Here is a 14065-nt window from a genome sequence, read left to right as displayed (position 1 = left end):
CTATTGTTCGCACCTCGCCCCCGGAAATCGCGGAACGAATGACTAAAAGGTCACAATTGGATAGATTTTCTGACCTATTTGGCCTGCAAATGTAACAAAAAACTTTCAATCTCGGGTTATGCTGAATAATCGTCGGCCAACACGACCCCCCGCGCACCCGCGCAATACTCAGTCAGGAGAGCTTCCTTCGATGTCGGATTTCAAGAAGATTCTCGTCGCCAACCGCAGTGAGATTGCCATCCGCGTTCTGCGCGCCGCCAACGAGATGGGCAAACGCACCGTGGCCGTCTATGCCGAAGAGGACAAGCTGAGCCTGCACCGGTTCAAGGCTGACGAGGCCTACAAGATCGGCGAGGGGTTGGGGCCTGTGGCCGCCTATCTGTCGATTCCCGAAATCATCCGCGTGGCCAAGGAAAGCGGGGCGGATGCGATTCATCCGGGCTATGGGCTGTTGTCGGAGAACCCCGATTTCGTCGATGCCTGCGATGCGGCCGGGATCACCTTTATCGGCCCCAAGGCCAAGACCATGCGCCAGTTGGGCGACAAGGCCAGCGCGCGGCGCGTGGCGATCGAGGCTGGCGTGCCGGTCATCCCCGCGACCGAGGTTCTGGGCGATGACATGGACGCGATCCGCGCACAGGCGGCGCAGGTGGGCTATCCCTTGATGCTCAAGGCCAGCTGGGGCGGTGGCGGGCGCGGGATGCGTCCGATCATGTCCGAGGCCGAATTGGCGGAAAAGGTGCGTGAAGGCCGGCGCGAGGCCGAGGCCGCCTTTGGCAACGGCGAGGGGTATCTGGAAAAGATGATCCTGCGCGCGCGTCACGTCGAGGTGCAGATCCTGGGCGACAGCCACGGCCATATCTATCACCTGTGGGAGCGCGACTGCTCGGTCCAGCGGCGCAACCAAAAGGTGGTCGAGCGCGCGCCCGCCCCCTATCTGACCGACGCCCAGCGCACCCATCTGTGCGAGCTGGGCAAGATGATCTGCCAGCATGTGAATTACGAATGCGCCGGCACGGTCGAATTCCTGATGGATATGGACAGCGGTGAATTCTATTTCATCGAGGTGAACCCCCGCGTGCAGGTGGAACATACCGTTACCGAAGAGGTCACCGGCATCGACATCGTGCGCGCGCAGATCCTGATCGCCGAGGGTAAATCGCTGGCCGAGGCCACGGGCGTCGCCACGCAGTCGGATGTCACCCTGTCGGGCCATGCGCTGCAATGCCGGATCACCACCGAAGACCCGCTGAACAATTTCATCCCCGATTACGGCCGCATCACCGCCTATCGCGGCGCCACGGGCATGGGCATTCGACTGGATGGCGGCACCGCCTATTCGGGCGCGGTGATCACGCGCTATTACGACAGCCTGCTGGAAAAGGTCACCGCCTGGGCCCCCACACCCGAGGCCGCGATCGCCCGGATGGACCGCGCCCTGCGCGAGTTCCGCATTCGCGGCGTGGCGACCAACATCGCCTTTGTCGAGAACCTGCTGAAACACCCGATGTTCCTCAACAACGAGTATCACACCAAGTTCATCGACCAGACGCCCGAGCTGTTCCAGTTTCAGGCGCGGCGCGACCGGGCGACCAAGATCCTGAATTACATCGCCGATATCTCGGTCAACGGGCACCCGGAAACCATGGGCCGCCCGAAACCGCCCGCCGAGGCCAAGCTGCCCAAGGCGCCGGCGCGCCGCGTCGACACCCCGCCCGCGGGCACCCGGCAGATCCTGCTAGAGCGTGGCGCGCAGGGTGTGGCCGACTGGATGGCGGCGCAGAAACAACTGTTGCTGACCGACACCACGATGCGCGACGGGCACCAGTCGCTCTTGGCGACGCGGATGCGTTCGATCGACATGATCGAGGTGGCCCCCGCCTACGCCGCCAACCTGCCGCAGCTGTTCAGCGTCGAATGCTGGGGAGGCGCGACCTTTGACGTGGCCTACAGGTTCTTGCAGGAATGCCCCTGGCAGCGCCTGCGCGACCTGCGCCGCGCCATGCCGAACCTGCTGACGCAGATGCTGCTGCGGGCCTCGAACGGGGTGGGCTATACCAACTATCCCGACAATGTGGTGCAGGCCTTTGTGGCGCAGGCGGCCGACACGGGCGTCGATGTGTTCCGCGTGTTCGACAGCCTGAACTGGGTGGAAAACATGCGCGTCGCCATGGATGCGGTGGTCGACAGCGGCAAGATCTGCGAAGGCACGATCTGTTACACCGGCGATATCCTGGACCCGGCGCGCGCCAAGTATGACCTGAAATACTACGTGGGCATGGGCAAGGAGCTGCGCGATGCGGGTGCGCATATCCTGGGCCTGAAAGATATGGCGGGCCTGTTGAAGCCCGCCGCCGCCAGTCTGCTGATCAAGGCGCTGCGCGAAGAGGTCGGCCTGCCGATCCATTTCCACACCCATGACACCAGCGGCATCGCCGGCGCCACGATCCTGGCCGCCAGTGCGGCCGGGGTCGATGCGGTCGATGCGGCGATGGATGCGTTCTCGGGCGGCACCTCGCAGCCCTGCCTTGGCTCGGTGGTCGAGGCGCTGCGCCATACCGAGCGTGACACCGAGCTGGACATCAAGGCGATCCGCGAGATCAGCGATTACTGGGAGGCCGTGCGCACCCAGTACACCGCCTTTGAAAGCGGCACCCGCGCGCCCGCGTCCGAGGTTTACCTGCACGAGATGCCCGGCGGGCAGTTCACCAATCTCAAGGCGCAGGCCCGCAGTCTGGGGCTGGAGGAACGCTGGCACGAGGTGGCGCAGATGTATGCCGACGTGAACCAGATGTTCGGCGATATCGTCAAGGTGACGCCCTCATCCAAGGTGGTGGGCGACATGGCGCTGATGATGGTCAGCCAGGGCCTGAGCCGCGCCGAGGTCGAAGACCCGAAAACCGATGTCGCTTTCCCGGACTCGGTCGTGGACATGATGCGCGGCAATCTGGGCCAGCCGCCGGGCGGCTTCCCCGAGGCGATCATCGACAAGGTGCTCAAGGGCGAGCGCCCCAATACCGAGCGCCCCGGCAAGCACCTGCCCGCCGTCGATATCGAGGCCACCCGTGCCGAGCTGGTGAAAAAACTGGACGGGTTCGAGGTCGATAACGAGGATCTGAACGGATACCTTATGTATCCCAAGGTGTTCCTCGATTACATGGGCCGTCACCGCGACTATGGCCCGGTGCGCACCCTGCCCACCCATACCTATTTCTACGGCATGCAGCCGGGCGAGGAAATCAGCGCCGAGATCGACCCCGGCAAGACGCTGGAAATCCGCATGCAGGCCATTGGTGAGACCAACGAGGATGGCGAGGCACGGGTGTTCTTTGAACTGAACGGCCAGCCCCGCGTGATCCGCGTGCCCGACCGCAAGGCCAAATCCGCCGTCGCCAAACGGCCCAAGGCCGAGCTGGGCAATGCCAACCATATCGGCGCGCCGATGCCGGGCGTGGTGGCCAGCGTTGCCGCCACCGTGGGGTCGCGGGTGAAACAGGGCGACCTGCTGTTGACCATCGAGGCGATGAAGATGGAAACCGGTATTCATGCCGACCGTGACGCGGTGATCAAGGCGGTGCATGTCACCCCCGGCGCCCAGATCGACGCCAAGGATCTGCTGGTCGAACTTGACTAGCGCAGAGCTGCGAAAAAATAGATATCCGGGGCACTAGCGGCGCCCCGGATCTTTATTATGTCTGCGCTGCGTATCGCTTTGAGGGACAGAGCATGTTCGAATTGCTGACCGACCCCGCCGTCTGGGCGTCGTTTCTGACGCTGACCATTCTGGAAATCGTCCTGGGCGTGGACAACGTGATTTTCATCTCGATCGTCGCCCAGCGCCTGCCGGCCGAGCAACGCCGCCGCGCGCGCTATATCGGGCTGACCGGGGCGCTGGTCTTGCGGCTGGGGCTTTTGGCCTCGATCGCCTGGATCGTGTCTCTGGCCGAACCTTTCATGTCGATCATGGGCTTTGATCTGTCCTGGCGCGACATCATCCTGCTGGCGGGCGGGCTGTTCCTGATCTGGAAGGCCTCGACCGAGATCTTCGAAGAGGTCGAAGGCCCCGCCAACCATGGCCCATCAGCCGCGCAGGCCACTTTCAGCGCGGTGATCATGCAGATCATGGTGCTGGACCTGGTGTTCTCGCTCGACAGCGTGATCACCGCCGTGGGTATCGCCGATCACCTGCCGGTCATGATCGCCGCCGTGGTAGTGGCGGTGATCGTGATGATGCTGGCCGCCCAACCCATCGCCGATTTCGTCGAGGCCCACCCGTCGACCAAGATGCTGGCGCTGGCCTTCCTGGTGATGGTCGGCATGGCGCTGGTCGCCGATGGCCTGCACCACCATATCGAGCGCGGGTTCATCTATGCCGCCATGGTGTTCTCGGGCGCGGTCGAGGGGCTGAACCTGCTGCGCGCCAAACGGCGGCGGGCGGGTTAGATCTACCTGACCCGTATCGCCCGCCCGATGCGCGCGTCGCGCGGCAGGTCGGCATGCAGCGCCTCGAGCCGGGCCATGTTGCCGGCCACCGGCTCCAGCGGCGGTGCGCCCTTGCGGGTGGCCAGGTCGACATGGATCATCACCTGCTCGGCCGTGGCCAGCAGGCGGTCGCCGGCGCGGATTTCCTGCCAGACATGCAGCACCTTGCCGCTGCCTTTCAGGCAGGTGACCGCGCAGGTGATCTCGGTGCCGACATGCACCTCGCCGGTATGGCAGACATGGGTTTCGGCGGTGAAGAAACTGTTGCCCGCCGCGATATAGGCGGCGTCACAGCCGATCAGCTCCATGATCACCTCAAGGCTGTCGGCGAACATCTTGAGGTAACGCCATTCGGTCATATGGCCGTTGAAATCGGCCCAGTCCGGCGCGACCGGGCAGGCGAATGTGATGACGGGCTGGGGCTGGCTCAGGGCCTCGGGTTGCGTGGTGGTGCGCATCAAAGCCTCAATACGGCATGGGGTGGCCCTTGTGGGCCTCTTCGATCGCGTCCTGAACCTCGTCGCTCAGGGTCAGATCGGCGGCCCCCAGCGCGGTTTCCAGCTGATCCATCGAGGTGGCGCCGATGATCGGCACCACCGGGAAGGGGCGCGCCATGATCCAGGCTATGGCCATCTGTACGGGGTCCAGCCCGTGATCATGGGCGATGCCCAGATAGGAGGACACGGCCTCCCACACACGGGGGGTGATGCGGCCATGCAGCGTGGGGTGCAACGAACGGCGCGAGCCCTCGGGCGTGACGTCACCCGCGTATTTGCCGGTCAGCAGCCCCCCCGCCAGAGGCGAATAGGCCAAGAGCGTGACCTGTTCGTTATGACCCAGCTCGGCCATATCCAGATCATAGAACCGGCACAGGAGCGAGTATTCGTTCTGCACCGACTGCGCCCGCGGCCCGGCGCCCTGCCCGGCCAGGCGCAGCCATTGCGCGGTGCCCCAGGCGGTTTCGTTCGACAGGCCAAAAGCGCGGATCTTGCCCTCGGTCACCAGCGCGGCCAGCGTTTCCAGACAGGCCTGCATGTTGTCCAACGTGGCGGCGCGATCCTGCCCGGACGGGTCATAGGCCCAGTTCTGACGGAAATGATACGACCCACGGTTCGGCCAGTGAAACTGGCAGAGATCGATGTAATCGGATTGCAGCCGCCGCAGCGACGCTTCGGTGGCCGCACGGATGCGGTCGGGCGTGATGGCGGGGCCGTCCTTGACAGTGGCCGAGCCCTTGCCCGTGACCTTGGTCGCCAGCACCACGTCGCCGCGACGCCCGGTGCGGGCGAACCAGTTGCCGATGATTTCCTCGGTGCCACCGGCGGTTTCCAGGCTGGCCGGGTTGACCGGATACATCTCGGCGGTGTCGATGAAATTGACGCCGCGATCCAGCGCGCGGTCGATCTGGGTGTGGCCCTCGGCCTGGGTGTTCTGGGTGCCCCAGGTCATCGAGCCCAGGCAAATCGCCGAGACCTTGATACCGCTGTCGCCAAGGATCGTCCTGCGCATGTCCGCCTCCGCTGGTTGGTTGCCGTCAAAGACTAGCCCCCTGCCCGGCGCGCGCAACCCCCCTGCCCGCAATCAGCCTCTGGCCCTTTGCGGATCGTGGCGTTAAACCCATGCGCAAACCGGGACAAAAGGCATTCTTTCATGGCACGCATCCTCATCACCTCGGCCCTGCCCTATATCAACGGCATCAAGCATCTGGGCAATCTGGTCGGCTCGCAGCTGCCGGCCGATCTTTATGCCCGCTACATGCGGAACCGCGGCCACGAGGTGATGTTCATCTGCGCCACCGACGAGCACGGCACCCCGGCCGAGCTGGCCGCCGCCAAGACCGGCGAAGGTGTGGCCGAATACTGCGCGCGGATGCATGGCGAGCAGGCCGAGCTGGCCAAGGGCTTCCGGCTGTCGTTCGACCACTATGGCCGCTCGTCCTCGGGGCGCAACCACGCCATCACCCAGCATCTGGCCAACAAGCTGGCCGAAAACGGGTTCATCGAAGAAGTCGTTGAAAAGCAGGTCTATTCCAATGCCGATGGCCGCTTTCTGCCCGACCGCTATATCGAGGGCACCTGCCCCAACTGCGGCTATGACAAGGCCCGCGGCGACCAGTGCGAGAACTGCACCAAGCAGCTGGACCCGACCGACCTTATCGAGCCGCGCTCGGCCGTGTCGGGCTCGACCGACCTTGAGGTGCGCGAGACCAAGCACCTTTACCTGCGGCAGACCCTGCTGAAGGACGAGATCGACCAGTGGATCGACAGCCAGGCGGGCTGGCCGATCCTGACCACCTCGATCGCCAAGAAATGGCTGCATGATGGCGACGGGCTGCAAGATCGCGGCATCACGCGCGACCTGAACTGGGGCATCCCGGTCACCAAGGGCGATGCGCCCTGGCCGGGGATGGAGGGCAAGGTGTTCTACGTCTGGTTCGACGCGCCCATCGAATATATCGCCGCCACCGCCGAATGGGCCGATGCCAACGGCAAGTCGGATGCCGACTGGGAACGCTGGTGGCGCACCGACAAGGGCGCGGATGACGTGCGTTATGTGCAGTTCATGGGCAAGGACAACGTGCCCTTCCACACCCTGTCTTTCCCGGCCACGATCATGGGCTCGCGCGAGCCTTGGAAACTGGTCGATTACATCAAGTCGTTCAACTATCTGAACTATGATGGCGGCCAGTTCTCGACCAGCCAGGGCCGCGGCGTGTTCATGGATCAGGCCCTGTCGATCCTGCCCAGCGATTACTGGCGCTGGTGGCTGCTGAGCCACGCGCCCGAAAGCGGTGACAGCGAATTCACATGGGAGAACTTCCAGCAATCGGTCAACAAGGACCTGGCCGATGTGCTGGGCAATTTCGTCAGCCGCATCACCAAGTTCTGCCGCTCGAAATTCACCGAGGCCGTGCCCGAGGGCGGCGCGTTCGGCGAACAGGAAGAGGCGCTGATCGCCGATCTGACCACCCGCATCCGCGCCTACGAGGGTCACATGGAGGCGATGGAGGTGCGCAAGGCCGCGTCCGAGCTGCGCGCGATCTGGGTGGCGGGCAACGAATACCTGCAATCCGCCGCGCCCTGGTCGACCTTCAAGGAAGACCCCGAAAAAGCCGCCGCGCAGGTGCGCCTGGGCCTGAACCTGATCCGCCTTTACGCGGTGCTGTCGCAGCCTTTCATCCCCGACGCATCCGCCGCGATGCTGGCGGCGATGCAGACCGAAAACGACGCCTGGCCCGAAGACGTGGCCGCCGCGCTAAGCGCCCTGCCCGCCGGCCACGTCTTTAGCGTGCCCGACGTTCTGTTCCGCAAGATCAGCGACGAGGAACGCGAAGACTGGCAGGCCCGGTTCGCGGGCGTGCGCAGCTAAGCAACACCGGCTGATGCCGATCCACGCGCGCCGGGTGTCCTCACCCGGCGTTTGCGCGTCTGGCTAGTGGCAGGGCCCGCCATCGCGGTGGTCATGCGAGCAGACGCACAGATCGTCGGTGCAGCCGTCGGCGCCCAGTTCTAGGATGACATCCAGACACTGGGCCAGCAGCTCGGGCCGCGACGAGACCCCCGCCTTGCGGAATATGGCGTTCAGCTGCGCCTTGACCGTGCCTTCGCGCGTTTGCCGGAATTCCGCGATCTGCGAGATCTTCAGCCCCTTGAGCGACAACAGCGCCACGTCACGTTCGGCCGCGCTGAGGTTCCAGCGGTCGAACTCGACATCGAGATGGCCGCGCACGATCCGCTTCATGTCGCGCTGCTGGCGCAGGCTTTCGCTGAGGTCCTGCGAGATCTGCTCGGCGTTGCGGTTGATGCCGCGAACCCAGACCACATAGACCATCATCACCAGCACGATGCTCATCCAGTGCAGATATTCGGCGATCCGCACCATCGGCCCGCTTTGCGGCGGCATGATCAGCAGGAACAGTTCCAGCGCGATGAACATGAACATCGGCACCAGCATCGTCTTGCACAGGATGCTGCAGGCCCTGGGGCCTTGCAGCAGGCTGACGTCGGCATAAAGCGAGCGCATACTCATCGAGACCCATTCCATTCACTAAAACTGACGCCACGTCATGTCTAAGCGGAGTCGCATGGCCATACCAGCGGAAAGCAACCCAGGGATGTATTATGGGCTAAAAATCGCGCATGATGGTAATCTGCAGGTGACTGTCCTTGCGCAGGTCGCGCACCAGATCGGCGGGATCGGATTCAAGCCAGTGCAGCACGGACAGATCGGCCGTCAGCCCGTCGGCCAGCCGATGTTCCAGCCGCAGGCGCAGCGCGCGAGTGTCATAGTCGAGATCAAGCTGCAGCCCCGCCGACAGGCGGGTGTTGGCGATGGTGTTGGCCGACCAGCGGGCACCCAGCACAAGGTCATCCTGCCAGATCTGCCAGGCGTCCCGCCCGCGCTGGTCCCAGGCGTATTCCGCGAACAGCATCATGTCGCCATCGCTGCCCGCGACACCAAAGAACGTGTATTCCGCGCCCAGGGCCGCGGCCCATCCATCCTGGCGGCCACCCGCGCGCGTCGGCTGGTTGGTGGTGTGGCGCAGCTCGAGCTTGCCGATCAGCGCGCCGGTGGTCACCTGCATATCCAGCCCCGCCTGCGCGACCCACGGATAATACGGGGCCACGCCCGACGGCACGGGCACCAGCGCGGCCTCGTAGGACGGCCCCCGGCGCAGGTAAACCCCCAGATCGACCGCGTCGAAACTGTTCTCGTATCGCAGTGCAAGGCCGGGCGTTGCGCGGGGACGTTCCCAGACCGTGCCGCCGATCAGGTCCGGCGACGGGCGCAGCCGCTGTTCCGGCTGGCGATAGGCATTGCCCGACGCCCAGCCGGTCGCGATGACGTCGATGGTGCCCGTGCCGGCCAAGGTGCTCCATTGCAGCATCGGCGTTCCGATCAGGGTGTCGCCTTCGTAATCGGCCCGGAAATCACGAGGGTTCAGCACGTTCGACAAGCGCGCGAACTCGGTGCGCGCCCAGGGGTGCTGATCGGCGCCCAGCCGCAGACTGCCGGTGCCATAGTCGTAGCGCAGCGTGGCCTCGTCGATCCGCGCAAAGCTGTGCTCGCCAAGGGTCAGGTTGGCATCGAACCGGAACTGAAGCCCCGGCGCCAGATCCACATTGCCCCAAAGGTCGGCCAGCACGCGCATCTCATGCGCCGACTGCCCGGCAAAGGCGGGATCATCGCTGAACGCATAGGCCTGCATCCCGACCGAGGTGTTCAGCTCGGCCGCCTGACCGCCGCCAGCCCCCGCCAGCATCGCGGCGGCCAGCAGCCCCGTTCGGGCGATCCGTCGCATCATTGCAGGCCCTGAGGCGACATCACCGCCGCCCCGACATCGACCCCAAAGCGGAAATCCGACCATTCCAGCATGGTGCGTTTGCCGGTCTGCAGGTTCGACATCTCCAGCCGGGCCGGGCGCCAGTGACCGCCGTAATTCTTGTAACCCGAATAGGTCAGACGCTTTTCCAGTTTGCCACGGCGGTTGTAGAAATCGGTCTGGAACGGCCGGTATTCCTGTGTGTCGATCCAGACGATGCGCTGCGAATAGCCCGATTTCGGGTTGCGCGGCACCGAGGCCACCACGTTGCAGGTCAGGCCCTGATTTCCCGGACAGGCCTCTTGCCGCAGCCATTCATAGGTGTTGTCGGGCACTTCCGACCCGCCCATGTCCTCGAAGGAAAATTCCGAGGACAGGAACTTGCCCGACCGGTTGGCCGACGAGATCCGGCGCACGCGGCGGTCGGCGGGCAGGAACAGCCACTGGTTGTCGTCAGCGGGTTCGATCTTGCCATGGGTCAGCAGGACCGTGCCCTTCACGTCGGCGGGCGAGGCAAAGGACATGCGCGACAGGTCGCCGTCACCGCTGTTGGCGCGTTCGACCCGAACCAGGTCGAAACTGCGCGACACCTGCCGGCCGGCCTTGTCGATGAGGATCATCGTGCCGGCCACTTTGACCGTCTTCCAGCCGGCATCGCGACGGTCCTGCTCGACCATGACCTCAAGACCACGCTCGGCATTCTGCGCCAGGCCCGGCAGGGGCGACCATGTCACGACGGCCAGGGCCAGGGCGCCCGAAAGGTGGCGAAACATGCGAAGGATCATCAGACGGGCTCCATTTCAGGGTTTTCTTGCAGCTCTGCCCGGCGGTGGAACCGCGGCAGGGCCAGCGACAGGATGACCGGCAGCAGGAACAGATCGGCGGCCAGCGCGATGGCGACGGTCACGCCGGTCAGGCGCGCCATGTCGCTGTTCAGCGCAAAGCCCGACAGGGACATCACCCCGAACCCCGCGATCAGCCCGACCGAGGTCACGACCATCGGCCGGCCCACCCGCGCGATCGCGCCGCGAATGGCGCGGTCGCGCTCGACGCCGCTGCGGTACAGGCGGTTGAAGGCCAGCAGCATATGGATCGTGTCATCGACCACGATGCCAAAGGTCATGGCCGACACGACCGAGATCGCCAGCGTGACCTGACCGCTGAGCATGCCCCACAGGCCAAAGGCCATGGCCGCGGGCAGCAGGTTGGGCACCAGGCTGATCATCCCCAGCCGCGCGCTGCGCACGGTGAACACCATCGCCGCCGAGACCAGGACCAACGCCGCGAACGTGCCCAGCACCATGGCCTTGGCATCGCGAAAGGCGATCAGCGTAAAGACATGGGCGATGCCCGTGGGCTGGGCCCGCAGCAGGGGCGCGTTGGCCCCTATCCATTGCGCGGCCTCGGCTTCGAAGGCGCGGGTGTCGGCGGTGGTCACGTTGCGCAAGACCACCGTGACCCGCAGCGCGCTTTTGTCCAGCGACACCCGGTCGGCCAGGTCCATGCCATAGCCCAGCGACATCTCGTAAAGCAGCATGTACTGGGCCGCGCTTTGGGCATCCTCGGGCAGCCGATAGGCAGAGGGATCGTCGCCATTCATGTTCATCGACAGCTGCTGCAGCGTGTCGGTTGCACTTTGGACCGCCACAACCTTGTGATGGCCCTGCGCCCAGGACACGAAGGCGGCGGTCTGCGCCAGAAAGGCGGGGTCATAGGCACCGTCGGGACGGCCCGACTGGAACGGGTATTCCAGCGTGCGCAGGCCGGTCAGCCTGTCCTCGATCGCATCGGTATCGCGGCGAAAGGCAAAGCTGTCATCGAAATAGGCGACGAAATCGTCCTCGAACACCAGCTTCGCAATCCCCGATGAGGCACCGGCAACCAGCAGCGCGGACAGAACCAGCACCGGTACCCGGCGCGACAGCACGAAACCCGTCATCCGCTCAAGCGCCGCCGAGCTGGCCCTGGCCGGTTGCAGACGCGGCGGCCAGACCACGCAGAGCGCGGGAACAAAGACCAGCATCAGCACCAGGCTGACCAGCAGGCCCGAGGCAACCGCATTGCCAAGCTGGCGGAACGGCGGGGAGATCGAGAAGTTGAGCGCGAGAAAGCCCAGGATCGTGGTGATCAGCGACATGGTGACGGCGGGGGCGACGTGCTCCAGCGCCGCGCGCACGCGGTCCTGCCGCGTGGTCAGGGGCAAATCGCGGCCATAGCCGCGCTCGCGCCCGATGGCCGACAGCACATGGGTCACCCCCGCGATCGACAGCGTCAGCACGATCAGCGGCGACATCACCGTCGCGGTGTTCAGCGCCACTCCGGCCCAGCACAGCGCCGAGATCCCCGCCAGCGCCGAGACCAGCGCCGTTGCCAGCGCGATGGCGGCCGCGCGGCCGGATCGCAGGCTGAGACCCAGCACCGCCACGGTGACGATCACCATCAGCGGCAGCAGGGTCTTGAGGTCTTGTCGGGCCGCCAGGGTAAAGCTGGCATTCATCGCCACCGTGCCCGACACCAGCACATCCACGCCGGGATGGGCGGCCTCGATGTCCTCTTCGAGCGCGCGCATGGCCAGATAGGCCTCGGGGGCCTCGTTGCGCAGATCAATACCGGGCAACGAGAACAGCACCCGCACCTGCGTCGCGCTGGCCTGCGGGTCCAGCAGGCTGCCGACGATCTCGGGGCGCGCAAGGGCGCGTTGTTGCAGCGCCTGCAAGGTGGCAGTGTCAAGCGCGAGGTCGGGCGGGATCAGATCGGCAACGATGACCGCATCGCCCTCGGCGCGGGAATCCTGAAAGGTCGTCAGCGCATCGACCCGGCGCACATAGGGCAGATACCAGGCCCGGTCGACCGTATCGGCCAGCGCCCGCAGCGTTTCGGGGGTAAAGACCTGCCCCGAATTCGGCACCAGCGCCAGGATGCCGCTATCCTCGCGGACGAACTGATCCTCAAAGCTGTCCAGCGCGATCTTGTCGGGGTTTGTGTCGTCGAAGAACACGCGCAGGTCGGGGCTCATCGAGATGAAGCTGAGCCCGACAAGCACCAGCGCCAGAAAGCCCAGAACCGCGGCCAGGATCGTGCGCGGGCGTGTGACGACGACCTGCGACAGGCAAAGGGTTTCGCGCTCAGGCATGGGTTTCTCCGGTCAGAGGCAACGGGGCCCGTTCGGCCCCCTGCCGGGCGCCCCGCACATGCTGTTGAGCCGCCAGGATCACTCGCTTGGCATCGGCCTCGGCCCCCAGCACCAGCTCGGATGCCCGGCAGCTGAGCCAGACCCGGCCCACCACATAAAGGCCCGGCACCTCGGTTTGGCCGCGCCCCTGGGTATACCAGCGCTCGTCCTTGCCGGCGGCAAAGCTGTTGAAGGGGCTGTTCTCGCGATAGCCGACGGCCCAGATCACCTGGTCGAAATCGGCATGGCTGTCATCGGCGAAATCGGCCTGCAGGCAGGCAGGCGCGGCACTGCGCATCGCTACGGTTTCGGGCACGATCTCGACCCCGGCCTTGCGCAACACCTTGTCAGCCAGGGAAAACTTGGCCGGCACCGGGTTCAGCCGCGCCACAAGCCGCGCGCGCAGGGTGGATTTGTCGGCCCGCAACAGGCCCAGCCGCATCAGCCAGAAGAACAGGTTGCGGCCCAGGATTTCCTCGGGCGCCAGGCGCCGGTTGCGGCCGGACAAATGCACCCTACAGCCCCGCTCGGCCAGCTCGCGCGCCACCTGACGGCCGCTTGCGCCATCACCAACCACCAGAACGCGGGCATCGGCGGGCGGCATGTCGCGCCAGTAATCGCGCGCATCCGATTGGGCGATGCGCGCGTCCAGCCCGGCGGCCAGCTCTGCCGGAACATGCGGCATCTGGTTCGATCCGTTGGCCAGAATGACCGTGCGCGCGCGCAGGATCTCGCCGTCGCGCAACGCCACCTCAAAGAGATCGCCCCGCCGGCTCAGCCCGGTGACATCGGCGCCGGTGCGCACCGGCAGGTCGAAATGCCGGGCATAGCCGGCAAAGTAGCGCGCCATCTCGGCGCAGTCGGGATAGCCGTCTTGCGGCCCTTCGCTCAGCTCAAGCCCGCGCAGCGCCGAGATGCGCCGGGTGGTGAACAGCCGCAGCCCGGGCGGGCGGGCGGCCCATTCGGCGCCCGCCTGCGCGCCTTTTTCCAGGATCACGCAGGACAGGCCGTATTTCTCGGCCAGCCGCGCGGAAATCAGCCCGGCCTGGCCGGCGCCGATGATGATGCAATCGAGAATGCCCGACATG

Annotated in this window: 10 protein-coding genes; 3 read left to right on the top strand and 7 right to left on the bottom strand. The window is 65.3% G+C overall.

Features of this window, described 5'->3' with window-relative positions:
* Window positions 1-190 precede the first annotated feature (190 nt).
* Window positions 191-3634, top strand: a complete 3444-nt coding sequence (locus OE856_RS04685) for a pyruvate carboxylase (RefSeq protein ID WP_263714897.1) — start codon at window positions 191-193, stop codon at window positions 3632-3634.
* Between the two features lie 92 nt (window positions 3635-3726).
* A complete protein-coding gene (locus OE856_RS04680; protein WP_263714896.1) occupies window positions 3727-4443 on the top strand; it encodes a TerC family protein in 717 nt (238 codons plus the stop codon).
* Between the two features lie 2 nt (window positions 4444-4445).
* Here the strand turns inward: OE856_RS04680 and OE856_RS04675 are convergent, their stop codons facing one another.
* Both OE856_RS04675 and OE856_RS04670 read right to left on the bottom strand, forming a co-directional pair.
* A complete protein-coding gene (locus OE856_RS04675; protein WP_263714895.1) occupies window positions 4446-4940 on the bottom strand; it encodes a thioesterase family protein in 495 nt (164 codons plus the stop codon).
* Between the two features lie 7 nt (window positions 4941-4947).
* Window positions 4948-5991, bottom strand: a complete 1044-nt coding sequence (locus OE856_RS04670) for an aldo/keto reductase (protein ID WP_263714894.1) — start codon at window positions 5989-5991, stop codon at window positions 4948-4950.
* Between the two features lie 141 nt (window positions 5992-6132).
* Between OE856_RS04670 and metG the strand changes: the two genes are divergently transcribed.
* Window positions 6133-7851 carry a methionine--tRNA ligase gene (metG, locus tag OE856_RS04665; protein WP_263714893.1) on the top strand — a complete coding sequence of 573 codons (1719 nt, stop codon included), beginning with the start codon at window positions 6133-6135 and terminating at the stop codon, window positions 7849-7851.
* Between the two features lie 63 nt (window positions 7852-7914).
* Here metG and OE856_RS04660 read toward each other — a convergent pair whose 3' ends face one another.
* The 5 genes from OE856_RS04660 to OE856_RS04640 all read right to left on the bottom strand — a co-directional run bounded on the left by OE856_RS04660 (window position 7915) and on the right by OE856_RS04640 (window position 14064).
* Window positions 7915-8511 carry a helix-turn-helix transcriptional regulator gene (locus tag OE856_RS04660; RefSeq protein ID WP_263714892.1) on the bottom strand — a complete coding sequence of 199 codons (597 nt, stop codon included), beginning with the start codon at window positions 8509-8511 and terminating at the stop codon, window positions 7915-7917.
* A gap of 97 nt (window positions 8512-8608) precedes the next feature.
* On the bottom strand, window positions 8609-9787 hold the full coding sequence (locus OE856_RS04655; protein ID WP_263714891.1) for a hypothetical protein: 1179 nt from the start codon (window positions 9785-9787) through the stop codon (window positions 8609-8611).
* Window positions 9784-10590 (bottom strand): outer membrane lipoprotein-sorting protein, encoded by an 807-nt coding sequence (locus tag OE856_RS04650; RefSeq protein WP_263714890.1) that lies wholly within the window; start codon window positions 10588-10590, stop codon window positions 9784-9786. Before OE856_RS04650 ends, OE856_RS04655 begins: the two co-directional genes overlap by 4 nt.
* A complete protein-coding gene (locus OE856_RS04645) occupies window positions 10590-12938 on the bottom strand; it encodes an efflux RND transporter permease subunit (RefSeq protein WP_263714889.1) in 2349 nt (782 codons plus the stop codon). The genes OE856_RS04650 and OE856_RS04645 overlap by 1 nt, the downstream gene beginning before the upstream one ends.
* Window positions 12931-14064 (bottom strand): flavin-containing monooxygenase, encoded by a 1134-nt coding sequence (locus tag OE856_RS04640; protein ID WP_263714888.1) that lies wholly within the window; start codon window positions 14062-14064, stop codon window positions 12931-12933. The genes OE856_RS04645 and OE856_RS04640 overlap by 8 nt, the downstream gene beginning before the upstream one ends.
* Window position 14065: the final 1 nt, after the last annotated feature.

It is taken from the genome of Actibacterium sp. XHP0104 (genome assembly GCF_025751515.1).
In the GTDB taxonomy this organism is placed as follows: Bacteria; Pseudomonadota; Alphaproteobacteria; order Rhodobacterales; family Rhodobacteraceae; genus Actibacterium_D.
Note: the sequence above shows the minus strand (reverse complement) of the source record. Positions and strands in the feature narration are given on the sequence as shown.